The following is a 20,391-nucleotide window of genomic DNA, read 5'->3' as shown; positions in this document are numbered from 1 at the left end:
GTACACAATTCGAACATCAACCGGAAAGGTACCCTGTGACTGACAAAATTCACTCTGTTGCCGTGATCCCTGGCGACGGCATCGGCAAAGAAGTGATGCCGGAAGGCGTCCGTGTAATGAATGCGGCCGCAGAGAAATTTAACATTCCGCTGCGCTGGGAGTGGTTCGATTACGCCAGTGCAGACTACTGGCAGCAGCATGGCAAAATGTTGCCTGACGACTGGTTTCCACAGCTGAAAGCCTTTGATGCAATCTATTTTGGCGCAGTCGGCTGGCCCGATGTGGTGCCCGACCACGTTTCACTGTGGGGCTCGCTGCTGCAGTTCCGCCGGGAGTTCGATCAATATGTGAATCTGCGTCCGGTGCGACTGATGCCAGGTGTTAAAGCGCCGCTGGCGAATCGTCAGCCCGGCGATATCGACTTCTATGTGGTACGCGAAAACACCGAGGGTGAATACTCCAGCGTCGGCGGCACCATGTTCCCCGGCACCGAACGTGAAGTGGTGATTCAGGAGACGGTGATGACGCGCACTGGCGTCGATCGCATCCTGAAGTTTGCCTATCAGCTGGCGCAGAGTCGGCCGAAGAAACACCTGACCTCCGCCACCAAATCGAACGGTATTGCCATCACCATGCCCTACTGGGATAGCCGCGTTGAAGCCATGGCCGGTCAGTTCCCCGATGTTCGCGTCGATAAGTATCACATCGATATTCTTACCGCCAACTTCGTGCTGCATCCGGACTGGTTTGATGTGGTGGTCGCCAGCAATCTGTTTGGCGATATCCTCTCCGATCTCGGCCCGGCCTGTACCGGCACTATCGGCATCGCCCCTTCGGCCAATATCAACCCGGAAGGCCTGTTCCCCAGCCTGTTTGAGCCGGTTCACGGTTCTGCGCCCGATATCGCCGGTAAAGGCGTCGCCAATCCCATCGGACAGATCTGGTGTGGCGCGATGATGCTGGAGCACCTCGGCTACAAAGCGGCAGGTGATGCGGTGTTAGACGCGATTGAACGCACGCTGGCAGCGGGTGAGCACCTGACGCGCGATCTCGGCGGCAGCGCCAGCACCGAACAACTCGGTATGGCCATCGCCGCCGCGCTGTGATTTAGTCCGGCAACTGCACCACGCACGCAGGGTGCCAGCCTGGCGGTAACGGTTCCGGCCGTACTATCGCCAGGCTGTGCAGCTGCAGATTCTCCACCCCGCGTGCGAACAGGCCCGGCAGCCCGCCGGGATAGCGCTCTACGCCAAAAGCTTCGCCGGTTTTCGGGTCCAGTTTGTAGGCGTTATCCAGCCCCATGCCGGTCGGGGAGTCCGGGTTACAGGGCGGCCGTACGTCATAGTGTCCCTGTGCAACAGGTGCCACGGTCTGCCGCATCTGCAGCTGGCTGATGACCACATCGCGTATCCAGCCCGGTTCTGCCGCATGCAGGTTAATCGCCCCTTCCGCCACGCCCGTAACATTACTGAACTGCACCTGCTCTACGATGCCGGGCGTAATGGCAGGATCGCGCCTGCGCACCGAAATATGCAGCGGATCGGCTTTTCCCCAGTGGCAGGGCGGCGCATGGTGACAGGCAAAAGTCAGATTACTGAACAGCAGACGCCGCATCGCGCCGCCGTCACGCGACAGAATGCCGATGCCACGGTTGGAATCAAAAATGGTGCAGCCGGTCACCGTGATATCTTCCACATCATCCCAGGTTTCAGTGCCGATTTTAAAGGCGCAGCTGTAGCTACGCAGCAGGCAGTTGGTGATCATAATCTGCCGCGCCGGACGCCGCAGCGAGGCCGGTTTGTGGGTGGTTTTGATGCAGATGGCATCATCGGCGGCACTGAGATAGCTATTGCTGACAAACACCGCTTCGCAACTGTCGATATCGAGCGCATCGGTATTCGGCATGGTCATGGCATTGTCGATGGTGAGGTGGTCGATATGCACATGGCGACAGCTCACCAGATGCACCGTCCACATCGGCGCCTGCACGATGGTAAAGGCGGTCAGCGTTACCTGCTCGCAATCTTCAAACACAATGATCCGCGGCCGGTCCGCGCGCGGCAGGCGATAGCCCTGCTCGTCACGCTCAGCGGCAAACCAGGCTTCACCGTCACCGTCTATACGGCCGGTGCCGCTGATGGTGATATTGCGCTGGCCCAGCGCATAGAGCAGCACATTGTGGGACTTCTCAGCACAGCTCAGCGCCTGTACCGCCTGGTAATCAGCCAGCCGCTGACTGGCGATCAGCACCGCGCCCGCTTCAAGATGGAGTTCAAAATCAGAGGGCAGATTCAGGCAGCCGCTGCGATAACGCCCGGCAGGCAGGGTCAGACGGCCACCGCCCACCGCCGCAATCTGATCCATAGCGCGTTGCAGAACGGCCGTGTCCGGGGTTTCGCCATCGGCGACAGGGTGAAAATCAGCAAGGGAAAGGTGCATCATGCGTCTCCCGCAGGATTGAGGAGGAGGAATTGCAGCACGATACGGCGCGGCAAACCTTTGTCTGGCCGCCAGTGCGCCGTTTCGTGCGGGCTATCACAGATTACTTCACGGCCCCTTCGGTGACGCCGCTGATGAACTTGCGCTGGAAAATCAGGAACACCACGATCAGCGGCATAATCACAATCATCGCGCCCGCCATCAGCACCGGAATGTCGATGGTGTTTTTGTTCTGGAAAAACATCATGCCAATTGGCAGTGTGCGTAACTCATCCTTGTTGACCAGAATTAGCGGGATCAGGAACTCATTCCAGGTCCAGATAAACAGCAGCAGCCCCAGCGTTGAGAGGGTCGGCCAGATAGCGGGCACCAGAATGCCCCACAGAATTTTGATCCGCGATGCCCCATCCATTACCGCCGCTTCCACCAGCTCTTTCGGCACCTGCTGAAAAGCGCTGGCGATCATCAGCGTGGTAAAGGGCAGAGACAGGGCGATTTGCGGCAGGATCAGCGCCAGATAGGTGTTGGTCAGCCCCATCCAGCGCAGCTCGTGATAGAGCGGAATGATAAAGGCTTCACTGGGCAACACCATCCCCAGCGCCAGCATCGCTCCGATGACTTTTTTACCGGGGATCTTCAGCCACGCGAAACCGAACCCGGCCAGAATCCCCAGCAGCACGCTGAACAGCACCACCGGAATCACCACCAGCACCGAGTTGAGGAAGTAGACGTTGAAATGTCCCTGCTGCCACGCGGTCAGGTAGTTTTTGAAATTCAGCGAGGCAGGCAGCGTGAAGATCCCCTGAAACAGCTCCATCTGGGTTTTGAACGACGTCATCAGCGCCATCAGGAACGGCAGAATCGTCATCAGCGCCACGATCCAGATCAGCGCGCGTGAAATCACCGGCGTGCTTCGCATCAGTAACGCTCCTTTAAGGCCAGATGGATCAGATAGTTAATCCCTAAAACAATGACCATGCTGAACACCGCTACCGACGAGGCGTAGCCAAAGTAGTGCAGATCAAAGCCCTGCTTATACATAAAGATGTTGGTGACCATGGTGGAGGTGCCCGGGCCGCCCTGCGTCATCACATAGACCAGGTCAAAGGCTTTCAGGCTGGCGATCACCGTCAGCAGCAGTGCAATCCGCAGTTCGGGCCGCAGGCCAGGCAGCGTAATGCGCATAAACTTCTGGCGACGCGACGAACCATCGAGATCGGCCGCTTCCAGCAGTGAGGGATCCATGCGCTGCAGGCCCGCCATAAACAGCACCAGACAGAAGCCGAAGAAGTACCAGGTGGCGACCAGACCCACGGCGGGCAGCGCCCAGGTAAAATCACCCAGCCAGGAGAGTGCCAGCTGGGGCAATCCGATTGCGCGTAATATCTGGTCGATCGGACCAAACGCCGGGTTATAGAGCCAGCGCCACACCACGCCCAGCACCGCCATCGGCATGATGTAGGGCAGGAAAAAGAGAATGCGCAGCACGCTGCGTTCGCTGTTGTTGCGCGTGTCATACAGAAAGCTGCAGAGCAGCAGGCCGACGCCAATCGGCAACAGGGTATAGAACAGCATCAGAATGGCATTATTGCCCAGCGCAATCCAGAACACCGGATCGCTGAACATCCGCAGATAGTTGCTGACGCCGCTAAACACCGGCAGCGAGGTGCCGTCCCATTCGGTAAAACTGATGCCCAGCGAGGCCAGTAGCGGGAACAGCAGAAACACCGCATAGACCAGCACCGCAGGCAGAACATAGAGAAAATTACGCCAGCCACTTAAATTCAACATAACTCTACTCGTGGTTCAGAACGAGGCTCAGACCCGGCTGTTCGCCGGGCCTCCGGCTTAATGCTTCAGCGTTTTCAGGTAACGCTGATAGTTGTTGTCAAAATTAACTACCATCTGATCGGGTGTCTGACGGCCCGCCAGCAGCAGCTGGACGTTCTGATTCAGCTCGGCGTTCATGGTGGGTGTCGCCCAGTCCACATAGTGACCTAAACCGTCATAATCATTGAGCGTCAGCCAGACCTGATACGCCTCGGCCAGCAGCGGATTGTCCGCCGGCATTTTCGCCGCTTTGTTGGTGCTGGCAGGCAGGAAGCCCACCTTCAGCCAGCGGTTCGCCATGGCATCAGAGACCATATAATTGATGAACTTCGCCGCACCTTCCTGCTGGTCTTTGCCTTTGGCAGTGCTGGTGATGGAGAACGCCAGATCGGTACCGCCCACCATCAGCGGCTGCTTCACGCCTTCACCGGCAGGCATCGCGGCAAAGTGAATATCTTTGTTGTCTTTAAACTGGCCGAGATACCAGGTGCCGCTGACCAGGAACGCAGCCTGGCCGTTCTGGAACAGCGTCGCCGCATCGTCGTGACCGATGCCCTGGAAGCCAGGGAAGAAGTACCCTTTGTCGGTCCAGCTCTTCATCATAGAGGCGGCATTGACCAGCTTGCTGTCTTTGAAGGTGCCGCCCACATCGTAAATCAGATTATCCAGCGTCTTGCGGTCGTGGCTCTCAATCTGCGCCTGCCACAGGGTGCTGAGCAGCTGCTGGCCCATGTTGCCATCCAGCAGGCCGAGCATCATCGGCGCGGTGCCCTGCTGCTTCAGTTTCGCCATCGCGCTTTCCAGTTCAGCCAGCGTTTTCGGCACGGCAATGCCCGCTTTATCCAGCAGCGCTTTGTTGTAATAGAGTCCAACCATCTCGCCCAGGCTGGCGACGCCGTAGAGTTTGCCGCTGCCGAACTCGCCGCTGTCTGACCAGCGGTTACGTTTCAGAATCGAGTCCGGGAAGCGTGTAGTCCAGCCGTTGCTGGCGGCGTAGCTGTCGAGCGGCAGCAGCAGCTTATCTTTAACCAGCGAGCCCATATCGCCGCCGCCCTGGTTGACCTGAGCGATCTGCGGGCCATCACCGGCAGTCAGCGCCAGCTTCAGAGGAATACGGGTATCTTCAAAGGAGTGAACCGAGCGGTTAATCACAATGCCGGGATTCTGCTGGGAAAACTCTTTAATCCCTTCATCCACCGCGGCAGTCTGCTCCGGGTAGTTGTAGATATCCCACTCATTCAGGGTAACGGCGGCGTGGGCGGCATGCGAGACGCTGCCCGCCAGCAGGCCCGCTGCCAGCAGCCGACCCACATTGCGAATTCGGAACGAACGAACGGAGGAAACAGACATTATGCTCACCTTCTTCAGACCAGGATCGGCATCCTTTCATCTCACCGCCTGACATCCTGCAGGCTGCAGCCGCACACAAACGCACTCACACATACTTACTTTAATAAAAAAATAAAGTCAAACAGCCTGCGCGGGGAATTGCAACGCTGTGAGCACGCGCAAATAAACAGCGGCATGGCGTGAAATTCAGCACACTGCGCTGGCATTTACACGATTAACCGTGGCGGTGCGTCGCCAGCCACTTTTTCTGTAGCAGGAGATACCAGTGCAATCATTGCAAAATAACCTCCTGATAAAACATACGAAAATCCTATCACGCTCACACTTCCCCCCTTTCACTGGCCGTGAATCTGCTGCCAGCCGCCACAATCCGGGCGTGTTGGCGATCACAGTTGTGCATCCCGATGCCGGTAAACATTGCCGAAGCGCCCGTGTTAGTGAGATAAGGTAATTATTCTATCTTGAAAACTAAGTCCACTTTCATTAACGTAACTTTTATCTGCGGATCTGTTCAATCCCTGACCGATTCACTCACTCACGAGAATTCACCATGGCGAATCAAGGTGTCATTCGTCCGGCCACCCCGGCGGACTACCCGGCGCTCTACCGCATCTGCCTGGAAACAGCCGATGCAGGTGGCGATGCCCGCGCGCTCTATTCCGATCCTGACTATCCCGGCCAGCGTTTTGCTGTGCCTTATGCGCGTTTCGCGCCTGACTTTGCTTTTGTGCTGGAGCGGGACGGTGAGGTGCAGGGTTACGTGGTGGCCGCGCCCGATACCCGCGCGTTTGAAGCGCAGCTACAGGCCGAATGGTGGCCGCAGCTGCAGGAGAAATATCGTGATCGCAGCGCCAGCGCGCCGCTCGACAGCAAAGTGCTCGACTCAATACGCCATCCCGACCAGGCCGCTGACACGCTGGTGACGCAGTGGCCCGCTCATCTGCATATCAACCTGCTGCCGGCGGCACAGAAAGGCGGCTGGGGTCGCCGGATGATTGAGCATGAACTGGCGGCACTGCGCACTGCCGGTGTCAGCGGTGTCCATCTTGGCGTCAGCCTGCAGAATGAGCAGGTCTGTGCCTTTTATCAGCGCATGGGGTTCACCCCAATCCTGCGCAGCAATGCCATCTACATGGGCCAGTTACTCTGAGTGAGGTAGCCGATGACCAGCCTGCGCTTGCAGAATGTGAAGAAGTCTTATGAACACGTTAATGTCATTCATGGCATCGATCTGACGATCAACAGCGGCGAATTTGTGGTGTTTGTCGGGCCATCCGGCTGCGGCAAATCGACGCTGCTGCGGATGATCGCCGGGCTGGAGGAGATCAGCAGCGGGCAGTTGCTGATTGAGGAGCAGGACATGACGCAGCAGCCCGCCACCGAGCGCGGCATTGCTATGGTGTTTCAGTCTTATGCGCTCTACCCCAACATGACGGTGCGCGGCAACCTGGCCTATCCACTTGAGGTAATGAAAAAGTCCAAAGCGGAGATCAACGAGGCGATTGCCCGGACGGCCGCCCGCCTGCATCTCACCGAACTGCTCGACCGCCTGCCGCGCGCGCTCTCTGGCGGACAACGGCAGCGCGTGGCGATTGGCCGGGCAATTATCCGTCATCCGCGTATCTTCCTGTTCGATGAGCCGCTCTCTAACCTCGATGCCGAGCTGCGTTTGCAGATGCGGATTGAGATTGCGCGGCTGCACGCCTCGCTCGGCAATACCATGATTTATGTCACCCACGATCAGCTGGAGGCGATGACGCTGGCTGACCGCATCGTCGTGCTGCGTCAGGGCCGCATTGAGCAGGTCGGCGCACCGCTGACGCTCTATCACGACCCGGATAACCTGTTTGTCGCCGGTTTTATCGGCTCGCCAAAAATGAACTTCCTGCAGGCGGAAATCAGCGCCACGGGCGAGGGCGAAGTGCAGTTGCGGGTGCCGGAACTGAAAATTGAGGGGCTGGTGCTGAAAATCGCCGCCGACTGCCGCGAGGGGCAAACCGTGACGCTGGGAATTCGTCCCGAGCATTTCCAGCCTGCCGCGCAGACGCCGGACGCACTGCGCTTTCATGGCGAGCTGGCCTATGGCGAAATGCTGGGCCACACCAACTATCTCTACCTGGATATCGGGCGTGAAGAGATGCTGGTGGTGGAAGAGCGCGAAGCAACCACGCGCGATCTGGGAACTCAGGTTGAACTGGGCTTCTCTGCCGCGCACTGCCTGCTGTTTGATGAGCAGGGAATGCGCCTGCGCTAAGGGAAGCGCGGAAACAAAAACGGGCGCCGCGGCGCCCGTTTTTATTCGAGGGATAACTCAGGTGACCGGCTCTTCATCGGCCTGCGCCGCCAGCAGATCAAGCAGCCGGTTGACGGCAAAACCCGCCGCGCCCAGCGCCCACATGCGGTTCGATTCAGTCAGGAACTGCAGCGGCGTCATGTGCGGCGTCAGTTTAAGCCGATAGGCCTGAAAACTCTGGGTAATGTGATCGAGCAGAATGCGTGACGCCATGTGCGGCTCCATCGCCAGATAAACCACATCCGGATCGTAAGCCACCGACAGGTTCGCCAGTGAAATTCCCAGCTCGCGTCCTGCCTCTTCCAGCACCGCCAGTACCTCAGGCGTTGGCCGCTGATCCAGCGCCTGTAATGTGAGGCCTTCCACCGGCTCCTGGTCAGCAAGCCGTTGCAGAATGGCGCGCGATGAGGCGACATCTTCCAGCAGACGCAGTGATCCGTCGCCCACCAGCCCGTTGCCAATCTCTCCCGCCTTGCCGTGACGACCGCGATAGAGCTGACGATTCAGAATGATGCCCGCCCCGATCCCTTTGCCGTAGGTGGCGATCACCGCCGACTGCGCGTTGCCGAGCTGACCAAACACCAGCGCCGCCATTGCCATGGCGTTGGCGTCATTCTCGATAAACACCGGCAGCGAGAAACGCTCTTCCAGCAGGCGCGCAATCGGGACGTTGTCCCAGTCGAGCACTTTGGAGCGGATACAGTAGCCGTTTTCGGCATCGACCAGTCCCGACAGGGCCAGGCCAATGGCGCCCACCCGCTTCTCCTCAACACCGCGCAGGAATTTCGCCAGCGCATCGCCGAGCTGGCGCGGCGTCAGCGTGCCTTTCGGCATCTGCTGCTCGCCCAGCAGATTGCCGCTGAGATCGGTCATGACGATCAGGTTGCGTTCCGCATTGAGCTGAATGCCAATCACGCTGGCGCGATCGGGATTGAGTCCAAGCAGCGTTTTTGGCCGTCCCATCGACACGCGACGCAGCCCCAGCTCCTGCACGATCTCCTGCGCCAGCAGGCGATTAGTCGCCTGCGACACGGTCGACATGCTCAGTCCGCTACGAACTTTCAGGTCTGACTGGCTGATCGGCGCATTTTCAACAATCAACCGCAGAATGCGCGCGGTTACGTTGGGAGCGGTCATAAATTCCTCGGATTATCCGGCTGAGGATGCTCAGCCAGCTTCAGATCGGTAATCGGGCAGGCGTCAGCTGCTGCGCCAGTATCAGCGCTCCGCTCAGGGCATCGCCCTGCGGCGTCACCAGCCGGGCCTGAATATCGTCATCCAGCCAGCGCTGAATCGGCGTGGCCAGTCCCCCCATCAGCGCCACAGGTCCGCTACTCAGGGCAGTCAGACGGCGGACCATCAGGCCGATATCGGCTGCGGTCTGATGCAGCAGATCCTGTGCATGACTATCGCCCGCGTCGGCGGCCGCAAAAATCTGTGGCACCACGCGGGCCCAGTCTGCAGGCGTCGCTGAGCGCGTCCAGAGCAGCATGGTTTCCGGGCTGTGGTCGAACTGCGCCATCAGCTGCCGGGTAAGTGCGCTCTGGGTAATAATCGCTTCATGGGCCAGCAGTGCCAGCCGCAGCGCACGACGGCCCAGCTCAGCGCCCGATCCCTGATCAGACAAGGCAAAGCCCCAGCCGCCAAGCAGCGTAAACTGTTCGCCATCCCAGGCGGCTCCCTGACTGCCGGTGCCGATGATAAAGACGGCGCCAGGTGCGCCGCCATGGGCGCCCGCACAGGCGATCTCCACATCGCTGACCACCTGTAACGCCGCGCAGGCAGGCTGCCAGCTGGCGAGCCGCGCCTGTACCGAGGTGACATTCGCACCGGCTAATCCGGCGACCAGCGCGGTTTGCGTCAGCGCCTCCGGGGCTAATCCCGCCTGTGACACTACCCGGTCGATCAGCTGCCCGACGCAGGTCAGCGCCGCGTCATAGTCTGACCAGACGTTGGCAGGCCCGCCGGTGGCTTCCGCCAGCATGCGACCCTGCAGGTCGGTTAACCGCGCGCGACACTGTGTACCGCCGCCATCAATGCCCAGAAGATAGTGTGGTTGCACGCGCTTCCTTCCCTGATTAAGGGTTATAGCCATAATGAGCGAACGATAGGATAAAAAAACTTAAATCGCAATAACAAATAAATATAGCAAAATCATATCTGAATTTTCTTCTTAATTTACATAATGATAATAAAAAACCCCTCGCAAAACGCGCAGTGCGTTATTGACATTAGTTTTTCTGTCGTAATAAGTTGGTGGTCAGATTATCAACAGGCGCGCCCGATCACAGGCGGGCTATGCATCATGCGATTTCAGGAGCAGGGGTTTAACATGAAAGTAGGCATTATCGGTCTCGGCTTTCGTCTGTCCCACGTGATCAAAGAGTTCAGCAAAGCCGACGACGCCTTTTCGGTAGTGGGTTATTACGATCCGGCACCCGCCGGACTGCCTAATCTGCACAGCTTTGGTATCGCGCCCGGCCAGGCCTTTGCGTCAATCGATGCTCTGCTGGAACATGGCGGAATGGATGTCGTGCTGGTTGGCTCACCCAACTTCCTGCATCTGGAGCATGTGGGTCAGGCGCTGGCGGCGGGTTATACCGTGTTTACCGAAAAGCCGGTGGTGATCAATGAAGAGCAGACCATGGAGATGGCGAAGCTGGTGCGTCAGTATGGCGAGGCGCGCATTCTGGTCGGCCTGGTGCTGCGCTATTCCCCGCTCTATCACGATCTGCTGGCGGCACGCGATGCCGGTCAGTTGGGTGAGATCACCTCGATTGAGGCGACAGAACATATCAAGCCTTATCACGGCGCATTCTTTCAGCGCGACTGGCGACGTCTGGAGAAATATGCCGGTCCGTACATTCTGGAAAAATGCTGTCACGACATTGATCTCTATCAGGGCCTGTTGCAGGAGCGCCCGATCCGCGTCGCCAGCTTTGGTGGCCGGAAATCCTTTACTCCCGCTCATGCGCCGCAGGGAGCTATCACCGCTGGCTCAGAACTTTATCACGTGAAGCCCAGCGGCTGGTCGAGCACCGATGCGGTGTTCGACAGCGATGCCGATATTGTCGACTACCAGACAGCCCTGATTGAGTACGAAGGCGGCGCGACGCTGGCCTTCCACGCCAATCTGAATGTGCCGGATGAGTTCCGCCGTTTCTGTGTCATGGGCACCGACGGCATGGCGGAAGGCGACTTCGTACGAAACTACTTCCGCGTACACAACGCGCGCAGCGGCGAGAAAGAGGTCGATACCGCCTACAGCGGCAATGCGTATGATGGCCATTACGGCGCAGATGCGCTGATGGCTGAAGAGATCGTTAAACATATTAAACAGGGAACACCGCTGAAAGTTTCAGTAGTGGACGCGCTGGAAGCGGGCCTCACGGCAATAAAAATCGATGAGGCCCGTAAAACCCGCAGCGTAGTGGACATGCGTGAAAGCTGGCTAACATTTGACGCCAACCTGGGAAAAACCGGGGCCTGATGTCCCCAGCCTGCCGGTCGGCCTCCCCCTCTGACCCCAGGATTTTAATGGCAGTATGACTGGTAACTTCCTGTACTGGCCTTCGGGCCAGTGACAATATTGAGGTTGAGCTGGCTCGGGAAACCGTCGCCAGCGCCAACTCAACCGCATCCTCTCCAGCCCTCTCCTCTCCGAAGGCGTATCTGATTAAATGGCCCCCTGCTGAAGGCAGCTCTTAATGAAGGTTTTTTTCATTCCGGGCGCAGACCGAGGGGCGCTGGCAGTGAAGGTACTCATACAGCAGCAGCATTCCTACCGGGTTATCCTCCAGATTTTCGAAATCAACGTGCGTTTTTTCCAGAAGATACTTTCTCAGAGCGCTAACCGGGATGTTTTTATGGGAAGCCAGTGCCCGGCACAGCTGCGCCACGATCTCGCACTTTACTGAATACGGCACATCAGGATTATAAATTTCCGGAATGGAGTGAGTCTGATTCATGACGGTACCCTCTATAAGCGCTTAAGCTGACTGAGGAGGCCACAGGCCTGCCGATGAGAGATAAGTTATAGCAAGGAACGCGTTTTCGTGTAAATCAGGAAAGTTTTGAAAGGCGTCCCGGAGCTTTGCGTTCGTACGGTTTGCGTCTCAGTCAGAGGCAACTTAAACACTTAAAGCGATGGGAACATATGCCTGTAGCAAAGCATCGCGCCGCCCGGATAAAAACGCCGGGAGCGTTTTTGAACAACGCAAAGCGTTGGCCCGGCTACGGGCGCACCTCAGGGATGTGGTGCGTAATCGCCCGCGCTGAGCTGGCAGGGATGCCGTTTTTGCGTCTTTGCGCAAGGCTCATGCTCCCTGAAGCTGCACACAATTCTACAACCGCATCTGCCTTACCAGCATCGGTTGTTCAAACCGGATCCACCTCATTCTCCAGCTTCTGACGACGCCGCAGATGCGGAAACAACTTCATCCACAGCGCCACCACCACCAGCGTACCGATGCCGCCAATCGCCGCCGCCGGTGCCGCACCCATCCAGGCCGCCAGCAACCCCGACTCAAACTCGCCCAGCTGATTCGACGTATTAATGAAAATCGCGTTAACCGCATTCACCCGCCCGCGCATGGTATCCGGCGTATCCAGCTGCACCAGCGCACCCCGGATCACCATACTCACCATATCAAAGCCACCCAGCGCACAGAGCGCCACCAGCGACAGCCATAACTGCGTGGATAGTGCGAACACCAGCGTAGCCACGCCAAAGCCCGCTACCGAGCCAAACATAATCATCCCGACATGCTTCTCCAGCTTGTGACGGCTCAGCCAGATGCCCACCAGCAATGCTCCTACCGACGGCGCGCCGCGCAACATCCCCAACCCCCACGGCCCGGTATGCAGAATATCTTTGGCAAAAATCGGCAGCAGCGCCGTTGCACCGCCCAAAAGCACCGCAAACAGATCGAGCGAAATTACCCCAAGTACATCTTTGCGCTCACGGATAAAGTGAATCCCGGCAAACAGATTCTTCATATTCATCGGCAGACGAGCCTGCACCGGGCGTTCATAACGCAGCAGACTCACCAGCGTCAGCGAAACCAGATAAAATAGCCCGGAAACCCCATACACCACATGCGGCCCGGCGACATAAAGCAGCCCGCCAATCGTCGGCCCGACGATAACCGCTGCCTGACCGCCCACGGAGTTCATCGCCATCGCACGCGCCAGAATCGAAGGCGGCACCAGAGATGGCAGCATCGAAGACATCGCAGGCCACTCCAGCGCTTTCGCCACTGCAATCATAAACACCAGCCCCCACAACGCGGTCTTATCGGGGGTATGGAATAAGGTAAGCACCACTAATGCCAGCAGCGCGGCAAATTCCACCAGCTGACCCAACAGCACGATCCGTCGCCGGTCATATTGATCCGCCAGATGACCCGCTGGCAGCGCCAGCAACACCGACGGCAGAAACTGCATTAAGCCAATCATCCCTAACGCCATTGCGCTGTTGGTCAGCGCATAGATCTGCCAGCTGATTGCGACCGAGAACATCTGAAAACCAAATGATGAGCAGGTACGCGCCACCCAGAAGGCGACAAATGTCCGATGTCGCCACAGCGACTCTTCCGCCGCCGATGCCATAAATCCCATGTCTTATCCCAAATCAGGTGAGGAAACCCGCGTCGTTGCGCGGTGTTATTGGTGTGGTGATTGTCGACTTCACGATAGCAGACCGGATGCGAGCAGAACGCCTGCGGCTCCAGCTCTGCCTCCCTGTGCGATAAGCAGCGTCCCTGTCCGGCCGAGGCGTGTCAGACCCCTCATGATTATTACCAGCCTATTGGTCCCGACTATTGAATATATTCCAGCACATCATCAGACGCCAAAGGAATTATCGTTTCTTTGCTAACAGGTTTATTTACTTTCTCAGGCAACAAAAGGATGATTTGGATTAAGCATGTGATCTATATTTATTCACGCGTTTAGAAAAATGCGACTTTTTATATGCTTAATTAACAACAAATCCTTTCTATTGAATTTCATAGAGATAATGAAAAACAGTTTATATAACCCCTATGTTACTGAACCAATCCATCACGTTAAGCGTAATGTCACTGGCATTTGCTATAGCGTGCCTTATCTTCAGCAAAACCAGGATAGCGGCAATATACTTAATACAAACAATATTATTTCATTACACAATCAAATTGCTACTGAAGCAGCATTAATGGTTGTGCCGGTGGAAGATATTCGATTACGGGGAATGATCGCGGTTCCGGATGCCTATACGCATTTACAAAATGCGCGTGTCCGGATTGGAATTAATTATTCCAGTCTGGCAGCACACAGTACGTCACTGCTTGAATTAACAAAGAAATTTGATTTCTGGCTTTATGATTTTGCGCCGCCGGGTGCAGACTGGCGACTGCTGGAATCTTTTCCTTTTTCAGGAATTGTTTTAACCGAATCTTTCTTTAATGATAATTATGAGAAGTTTACCTTTCCCTTTTTTATGGCGACGTTTCGTGAAAAAGGGGCTGAGGTAATCGTACGAAGTCATACGCCGCCCTTAACCGCTGAGCAGTTTGCTGAGATAAATATCAGCGGCTGGCAACAGCAACGCTCGGACGGCGATCTTATTAGCTGCTGATTCACAAATCCTGCCTTCCGGCGTTAAGGGCACACGGCGGTGCGCTTAACGTCCTTTAATCCCCCATAAAATGTCGTTTTATTCCAGTTGTTAAGCGGTTTAAGCCAAAAAAATCAAACCTCGATCTGATTTTGCTATAACATTTAACACAAAGGGATCGTCTGTCTTAACGGAAGAGATACTTCAGAACACCCTAATCATTTGTACTTGATAACTGGAAACAGCCTATCTGGTTGTTTTCGTGTGTTTTATGGCAACGAAACGAGGTCGATATTATGGGGAAAAACTCCTCATCTTTTGGCGTAATTCGTTTCCTGACGGTGCTGTTCGCAGTGCTGACGGGCGCGTTTATGCTGATTGGCGGTGGCTGGTTAGCCGCCATTGGTGGTTCCTGGTATTACGTTTTTGGCGGTGTGGTGATGCTTATCACCGCTTATCTGCTTTCCCGTCGTAAAAGCACTGCGCTGGTTCTCTATGCGCTGCTGCTGATCGGCACCCTGATCTGGGGTGTATGGGAAGTGGGCACCGACTTCTGGGCACTGGCACCACGCACCGATGTGCTGGTGATCTTCGGTGTCTGGCTGATCCTGCCGTTTGTTTATCGCAGCTTCAACGCGGGCAGCAAAGCCGCGCTGGGTACCATGGCTGTGGCGCTGATTGCCAGTGCCATTGTGCTGGCCTATGCGGTATTCAACGATCCGCAGGTCATCAACGGGTCAGTACCAGAAACCGCTGACAACGCCCCGCAGGCTGCGCCGCTGAGCAACATCCCGGATGCTGACTGGCCCGCTTATGCGCGCGATCAGCAGGGAACCCGTTTCTCTCCGCTGAAGCAGATTAATCACCAGAACGTGAAAGAGTTGCAGGTTGCCTGGCAGTTTCAGACTGGCGACATGAAAACCCCTAACGATCCGGGTGAAATTACCGACGAAGTCACGCCGATTAAAATCCGCGACACGCTTTACCTCTGTTCGCCACACCAGATCCTGTTTGCACTGGATGCGGCCACCGGTAAGCAGAAGTGGAAATTTGATCCGGGCATGAAGGTCAACCCGACCTTCCAGCACGTGACCTGTCGAGGTGTTTCTTACCACGAAGTGCCGGCAGCCGCCGATGCAGCGAACACTCAGCCTGCGCTGTGTTCTCGTCGTATCTATCTGCCGGTCAACGATGGTCGTCTGTTTGCACTGGACGCAGAAACCGGCGAACGCTGCCCGGCATTTGGCGTCAACGGCGAGCTGGATCTGCAACACAAACAGCCTGTCACCACTGCGGGTCAGTATGAGCCGACCTCACCGCCGGTGATTACTAACACCACCATCGTGATGGCGGGTGCGGTTACCGATAACTACTCAACCCGCGAGCCGTCAGGCGTGATTCGTGGCTTTGATGTGAATACCGGCAAACTGCTGTGGGTATTTGATCCAGGCGCAAAAGATCCTAATGCCATTCCGGCTGATGAACACACCTTCACCATGAACTCTCCGAACTCATGGGCACCGGCAGTTTACGATCCGAAACTGGATACCGTTTACCTGCCAATGGGCGTGAGCACACCGGATATCTGGGGCGGTAACCGCACACCAGAGCAGGAGCGTTATGCAAGCAGCGTGCTGGCCCTGAACGCCACCACCGGTAAGCTGGTCTGGTCTTATCAGACTGTGCATCACGATCTGTGGGATATGGATCTGCCGTCGCAGCCTACGCTGGCTGACATCACCGACAAAGATGGCAACACCGTACCGGTTGTCTACGCGCCAGCGAAAACCGGCAACATCTTTGTACTGGATCGCCGTACCGGCAAGCCAGTCGTGCCTGCGCCAGAAACGCCAGTGCCACAGGGTGCTGCTAAAGGCGATCACGTTGCCGCCACTCAGCCCTACTCTGAGCTGACCTTCCGTCCGAAACAGAATCTCACGGACAAGGATATGTGGGGCGCAACGATGTTTGACCAGCTGGTGTGCCGCGTGATCTTCAAGCGCCTGCGCTATGAAGGTCCGTTCACCCCGCCATCTGAGCAGGGTACGCTGGTGTTCCCGGGTAACCTCGGTATGTTCGAATGGGGCGGCATCGCAGTCGATCCTCATCGTCAGATCGCGATTGCTAACCCAATGGCGCTGCCGTTTGTCTCTAAGCTGATTCCACGTGGCCCAGGCAACCCGATTGAGCCGCCGAAAGGCGCTGAAGGTGGTTCAGGTACTGAAACCGGTATTCAGCCTCAGTATGGCGTGCCGTATGGCGTCGAGCTGAACCCGTTCCTGTCACCGTTTGGTCTGCCATGCAAACAGCCTGCCTGGGGTTACATCTCCGCGGTGGATCTGAAGACCAACAACGTGGTGTGGAAACAGCGTATCGGTACCGTTCGCGATAGCGCACCGGTTCCGCTGCCGTTCAAAATGGGTATGCCGATGCTGGGTGGTCCTATCACCACCGCGGGTAAGGTGTTCTTCATTGGTGCGACCGCAGATAACTACCTGCGTGCTTTCAGCACGGATACCGGCGAACTGTTATGGCAGGCACGTCTGCCAGCAGGCGGCCAGGCGACACCGATGACCTATGAAGTAGATGGCAAGCAGTACGTTGTCATCGCGGCAGGGGGTCACGGCTCGTTTGGTACCAAGCTGGGCGATTATGTGATTGCCTACGCGCTGCCAGACCAGAAGTAATTCACGCAGCGGTGAATAAACTAAGGCGGACTCCGGTCCGCCTTTTTTGATCGCGCTACTTTTTCATCCCCCGCCAGTTGAGCCAGGCGCAAAACAGCATCACCACGCAGGTTGCCAGAAACACCGGCCGCATCCCGAATGCACCGCCCACCAGCCCACCGAACAGCGGGCCGCTGACCTGGCCGATATATTGTGCCGATGTCGAATATCCCAGCATCCGCCCAACCTGTGAACCCGGCACGTTATGACGAATGATCGCCGTGATGCACGGCATCAATCCGCCCAGCGCCATCCCCATCAGAAAACGCAGCAGCACCAGTTGCCAGGCCGCCGTGATAAATGCCTGGGGTATCAGCAGCAGCCCGCTAACGACTAAACCACCGGTCAGCACCCGCCAGTGCCCTACCCGATCGGCCAGCCGACCCAGTCGTGGTGCCGCCAGGACCGTACCCAGCGCCGCAGCGGACATCACCAGTCCGGCTATCAGGGTGATCTGATGGTCGCCCTGCACAAACTCGCCCACGTAAAGCGTAATAATCGGCTCAATCGACATGCTGGCGAAGATCAGCAACATGCCAGAGAGCCACATCAGCCGTATCAGGCTGTGATTAACCGGCCCGGCTTCAGGATGCGGTTGCTGGCTGGCGCGCGATGTCGCGGGAGCACGTGGCTGCTCTTTGAGTAAAAAGGTGGTGGCGAGGAAGGCGAGAAAAATCACGGCACCGGTCAGCCAGAAAGTCTGACGAATGCCGATAAGCGGCGGTAAGACGCCCCCCAGCAGCGGCCCGACTACATTGCCCGCCATAATGCCGGAGGACAATACGCCCAGTGCCCAGCCGGTCTGTGCTTTTGGCGTTTGCGCCGCCACCAGAATGGTCGATCCCGATGCGTAGCCGCCCAGCAGCCCCGCCAGCAGGCGCAGCGCCACCAGTTGCCACGGCGCGGTCGCCATGCCAATCAGCGACATCGCAATCGCCATCCCGAGACTGGCCCGAATCAGCATCAGCTTACGACCATAGCGGTCAGCCAGCCTGCCCCACAACGGCGCAGTCAGTGCGGCACTGAAAAAGGTCGCGCCGTAAGCAAGGCCGGACCAGCGGGCGATAGCGGCTGGCTGCTCAACGCCGAGTTGCTGCACATAGAGCGGCAGGAACGGCAGTAGCAGCGTCATCGCCACGATAGTGGTAAAAGAGCCGACGACGCAGACCCCTAAGTTACGTCGCCAGTGCTGAAACTCTGCAGTTTCGGGTGACTGTTGCATGATGATATCCGGTGAGTGATCAGGGATACAGGCTAACCGGCGTAGCGGAGTAACAACAGTTGCGTTGAGATAGTTACTCTGTGGCGCTGATTGTTGTCAGCAGGCAACAATCAGCCTGTATTCAGTGCCGCAACCAGGGCATCGCACAGCAGCGTCACGGGAGACGCCGGTTCAGTCGTGTCGTGCAGCAGCAGATAGCTTTGCAGACGATCCATCTGCCACTCCGGCAGCAGTTGCTGAATATCCCCGCGTGCCATCGCCTCCTGGGCCATGTAGGAGGGCAGATAGGCGATGCCGCTCCCTGCCAGTGCCGCATTGAGCAGCGCCATGCTGTTATTGGCGCGAAAACGGCTGCGTACATCCATTGCCAGCCGCTGTTTATCACGGCGGAACGGCAGTGCGGCGGTGTGCGCCGGACCATGAAACATCAGCAGGTCGTGGCGTGGCAGCATCTCAGGATGCGTGATAGCGGGTCGCTGCGCCAGGTAGGCGGGCGCGGCATAGAGCCCCCACTCGATTTCGCTCAGTACCCGAAAATTGCCCTGCTGTGGCGATCGGGATCGGATCACAATCGCCAGATCCGCCTGATCATCGAGCCGATCGTAACTGCGATCGGTCAGATCAAGATCGACATTGATATGCAGATGCCGACGCAGAAAGCGATTAAGAACAGGGACTACGCACTGGCAGCCGAACGTGACGGGTGCCTGCAGCATGACATGACCGGCGGGCTGCTGATGCACCTGCTGCACAAAGGCTTCGGCGCGCTGCACTTCGGCCAGCATCCGCACACAGTAGGGATAGTACGCCTGGCCCAGCTCGGTCAGCGCCAGCCGCCGGGTGGTGCGTTGCAGCAGCCGGATACCGAGCCGCAGCTCCAGACGGGCGATCTCCCGGCTGACATGGGATTTTGACAAGCCGAGTGCGCGTGCCGCCTCACTGAAACTCTGTAATTCCACAACCCGTGCAAATACCAACATGGCGGTTAAATTCGCGCCGTTTTCCATGTTTCCCGACTCCGACAGTAAAGGGATGCTGGCAACAAACTAACACGTCCGGACGGGGTCACTGTGGCTGATGGGCAAAAAAAAGCGAGGCGAAGAGCAGGTGGCGAGAGACGCAAAGCGCGGGCCGACCTTCCCGTCCGCAGGCTGTGACGGGAAGGTCTTATCAGGCATCAGCTGGCCATCGCCAGAGGGAATAGCAGCCGATCCGGCTCGACGCGACGCTGACGGCGCAACTGGCCAGGCGTCACCATAAAGTAGTTTTTAAACGTGCGGGTATAGGCCTGCTGGGTATCAAAGCCATAGTTCATCGCCACCTGCAGTATCGCTTCGTTGCTGCTCAGCAACGTGAGCGCAGACTCGGTTAAGCGGCGCTGACGAATATATTCTGCCAGTGAAAAGCCGGTATGCTGGCGAAACAGCCGTTGCAGATGCCAGCGCGAATAGCCCGAGCGGCGCGCCACCTCATCCAGATGCAGATCGTGTCCTAAGTTGTTCTCAATCCAGTCCAGCAAACTCCGAATAAACTCGCGCTGATTCATGGTTCCTCCTGTTGATGCTGATGTGCAGTGGAGCCACTCTACCCGCTAAAATTTATCCCTTAATTAGCAGAAAATTAGCGCAGAATTAGCAACGGCGGAAATGGAGGCGGAATCGCGCGGCCAGCGGGGCTTTGGGGGGAAATTCTATAGTGAGATTGCTGTTGAAAAGAAGTGAGATTTTTAAAAAATTTAGTCAGCCGGGAGCTTTTTTTGTGTGGGAAGTGATGTAGTGATTAGTTCCTGGCTGCATCGTTTACGTTATCAATAAATCTCTGCCCCACACACAAATCCTCCATTTCTGAACAAATCCTGTCAAAGCATCGCTGTTGTACCATTTATAGTTCCAGGTGACATGTATTAGCCCCCTGTCTTACCGATTTATTAAAT

General features: G+C 57.0%; 17 protein-coding genes. 7 read left to right on the top strand and 10 right to left on the bottom strand.

What is annotated here, in order from left to right:
• The first annotated feature begins 35 nt into the window (after positions 1-35).
• Complete coding sequence (locus tag EPG66_RS13690) at positions 36-1,106, top strand: tartrate dehydrogenase (RefSeq protein WP_033787519.1); 1,071 nt, start codon at positions 36-38, stop codon at positions 1,104-1,106.
• A gap of 1 nt (position 1,107) precedes the next feature.
• Here EPG66_RS13690 and EPG66_RS13685 read toward each other — a convergent pair whose 3' ends face one another.
• The 4 genes from EPG66_RS13685 to EPG66_RS13670 form a co-directional block, all read right to left on the bottom strand.
• Positions 1,108-2,439: a glycoside hydrolase family 28 protein gene (locus EPG66_RS13685; protein ID WP_182687352.1), complete on the bottom strand. Its 1,332-nt coding sequence runs from the start codon at positions 2,437-2,439 to the stop codon at positions 1,108-1,110.
• 103 nt (positions 2,440-2,542) lie between these two features.
• On the bottom strand, positions 2,543-3,358 hold the full coding sequence (locus EPG66_RS13680) for a carbohydrate ABC transporter permease (protein ID WP_031593616.1): 816 nt from the start codon (positions 3,356-3,358) through the stop codon (positions 2,543-2,545).
• Positions 3,358-4,230: a carbohydrate ABC transporter permease gene (locus EPG66_RS13675; RefSeq protein WP_010252041.1), complete on the bottom strand. Its 873-nt coding sequence runs from the start codon at positions 4,228-4,230 to the stop codon at positions 3,358-3,360. The genes EPG66_RS13680 and EPG66_RS13675 overlap by 1 nt, the downstream gene beginning before the upstream one ends.
• Positions 4,231-4,287: 57 nt before the next feature.
• A complete protein-coding gene (locus EPG66_RS13670; protein WP_010252044.1) occupies positions 4,288-5,619 on the bottom strand; it encodes an extracellular solute-binding protein in 1,332 nt (443 codons plus the stop codon).
• A 550-nt stretch (positions 5,620-6,169) separates the two neighbouring features.
• Here EPG66_RS13670 and EPG66_RS13665 point away from each other — a divergent pair.
• Entirely contained in the window at positions 6,170-6,769 is a 600-nt protein-coding gene (locus EPG66_RS13665; RefSeq protein ID WP_031593614.1) for a GNAT family N-acetyltransferase, read from the top strand.
• Positions 6,770-6,781: 12 nt separating this feature from the next.
• The gene (locus EPG66_RS13660) at positions 6,782-7,873 is read left to right on the top strand and encodes an ABC transporter ATP-binding protein (RefSeq protein WP_109652748.1); all 1,092 of its coding nucleotides are present in this window, start codon (positions 6,782-6,784) and stop codon (positions 7,871-7,873) included.
• 57 nt (positions 7,874-7,930) lie between these two features.
• Here the strand turns inward: EPG66_RS13660 and EPG66_RS13655 are convergent, their stop codons facing one another.
• Both EPG66_RS13655 and EPG66_RS13650 read right to left on the bottom strand, forming a co-directional pair.
• Entirely contained in the window at positions 7,931-9,049 is a 1,119-nt protein-coding gene (locus EPG66_RS13655) for an ROK family transcriptional regulator (RefSeq protein ID WP_022625245.1), read from the bottom strand.
• A 40-nt stretch (positions 9,050-9,089) separates the two neighbouring features.
• Complete coding sequence (locus EPG66_RS13650; RefSeq protein ID WP_115387990.1) at positions 9,090-9,974, bottom strand: glucosamine kinase nucleotide-binding domain-containing protein; 885 nt, start codon at positions 9,972-9,974, stop codon at positions 9,090-9,092.
• A gap of 270 nt (positions 9,975-10,244) precedes the next feature.
• Between EPG66_RS13650 and EPG66_RS13645 the strand changes: the two genes are divergently transcribed.
• Both EPG66_RS13645 and EPG66_RS13640 read left to right on the top strand, forming a co-directional pair.
• A complete protein-coding gene (locus EPG66_RS13645; protein ID WP_182687230.1) occupies positions 10,245-11,402 on the top strand; it encodes a Gfo/Idh/MocA family protein in 1,158 nt (385 codons plus the stop codon).
• A 217-nt stretch (positions 11,403-11,619) separates the two neighbouring features.
• The gene (locus EPG66_RS13640) at positions 11,620-11,829 is read left to right on the top strand and encodes a hypothetical protein (RefSeq protein ID WP_031594373.1); all 210 of its coding nucleotides are present in this window, start codon (positions 11,620-11,622) and stop codon (positions 11,827-11,829) included.
• 460 nt (positions 11,830-12,289) lie between these two features.
• Here EPG66_RS13640 and EPG66_RS13635 read toward each other — a convergent pair whose 3' ends face one another.
• On the bottom strand, positions 12,290-13,531 hold the full coding sequence (locus tag EPG66_RS13635) for an MFS transporter (RefSeq protein ID WP_010252060.1): 1,242 nt from the start codon (positions 13,529-13,531) through the stop codon (positions 12,290-12,292).
• A 400-nt stretch (positions 13,532-13,931) separates the two neighbouring features.
• On the opposite strand from EPG66_RS13635, the gene EPG66_RS13630 reads away from it, so the two are divergent.
• Positions 13,932-14,531, top strand: coding sequence for a hypothetical protein (locus EPG66_RS13630; protein ID WP_029519503.1), 600 nt, complete (start codon positions 13,932-13,934; stop codon positions 14,529-14,531).
• 275 nt (positions 14,532-14,806) lie between these two features.
• Complete coding sequence (locus EPG66_RS13625) at positions 14,807-17,197, top strand: glucose/quinate/shikimate family membrane-bound PQQ-dependent dehydrogenase (RefSeq protein ID WP_033769465.1); 2,391 nt, start codon at positions 14,807-14,809, stop codon at positions 17,195-17,197.
• 55 nt (positions 17,198-17,252) lie between these two features.
• Here the strand turns inward: EPG66_RS13625 and EPG66_RS13620 are convergent, their stop codons facing one another.
• From EPG66_RS13620 to EPG66_RS13610, 3 genes are all read right to left on the bottom strand, one after another.
• Positions 17,253-18,458 (bottom strand): MFS transporter, encoded by a 1,206-nt coding sequence (locus EPG66_RS13620; protein ID WP_010252067.1) that lies wholly within the window; start codon positions 18,456-18,458, stop codon positions 17,253-17,255.
• A gap of 110 nt (positions 18,459-18,568) precedes the next feature.
• Positions 18,569-19,465: a LysR family transcriptional regulator gene (locus tag EPG66_RS13615; RefSeq protein ID WP_182687228.1), complete on the bottom strand. Its 897-nt coding sequence runs from the start codon at positions 19,463-19,465 to the stop codon at positions 18,569-18,571.
• A gap of 170 nt (positions 19,466-19,635) precedes the next feature.
• Entirely contained in the window at positions 19,636-20,004 is a 369-nt protein-coding gene (locus EPG66_RS13610) for a helix-turn-helix domain-containing protein (protein WP_009092546.1), read from the bottom strand.
• Between the last annotated feature and the right edge of the window lie 387 nt (positions 20,005-20,391).

The organism is Pantoea pleuroti, from assembly GCF_014156615.1.
GTDB classification, from domain to species: domain Bacteria; phylum Pseudomonadota; class Gammaproteobacteria; order Enterobacterales; family Enterobacteriaceae; genus Pantoea; species Pantoea agglomerans.
Note: the sequence above shows the minus strand (reverse complement) of the source record. Positions and strands in the feature narration are given on the sequence as shown.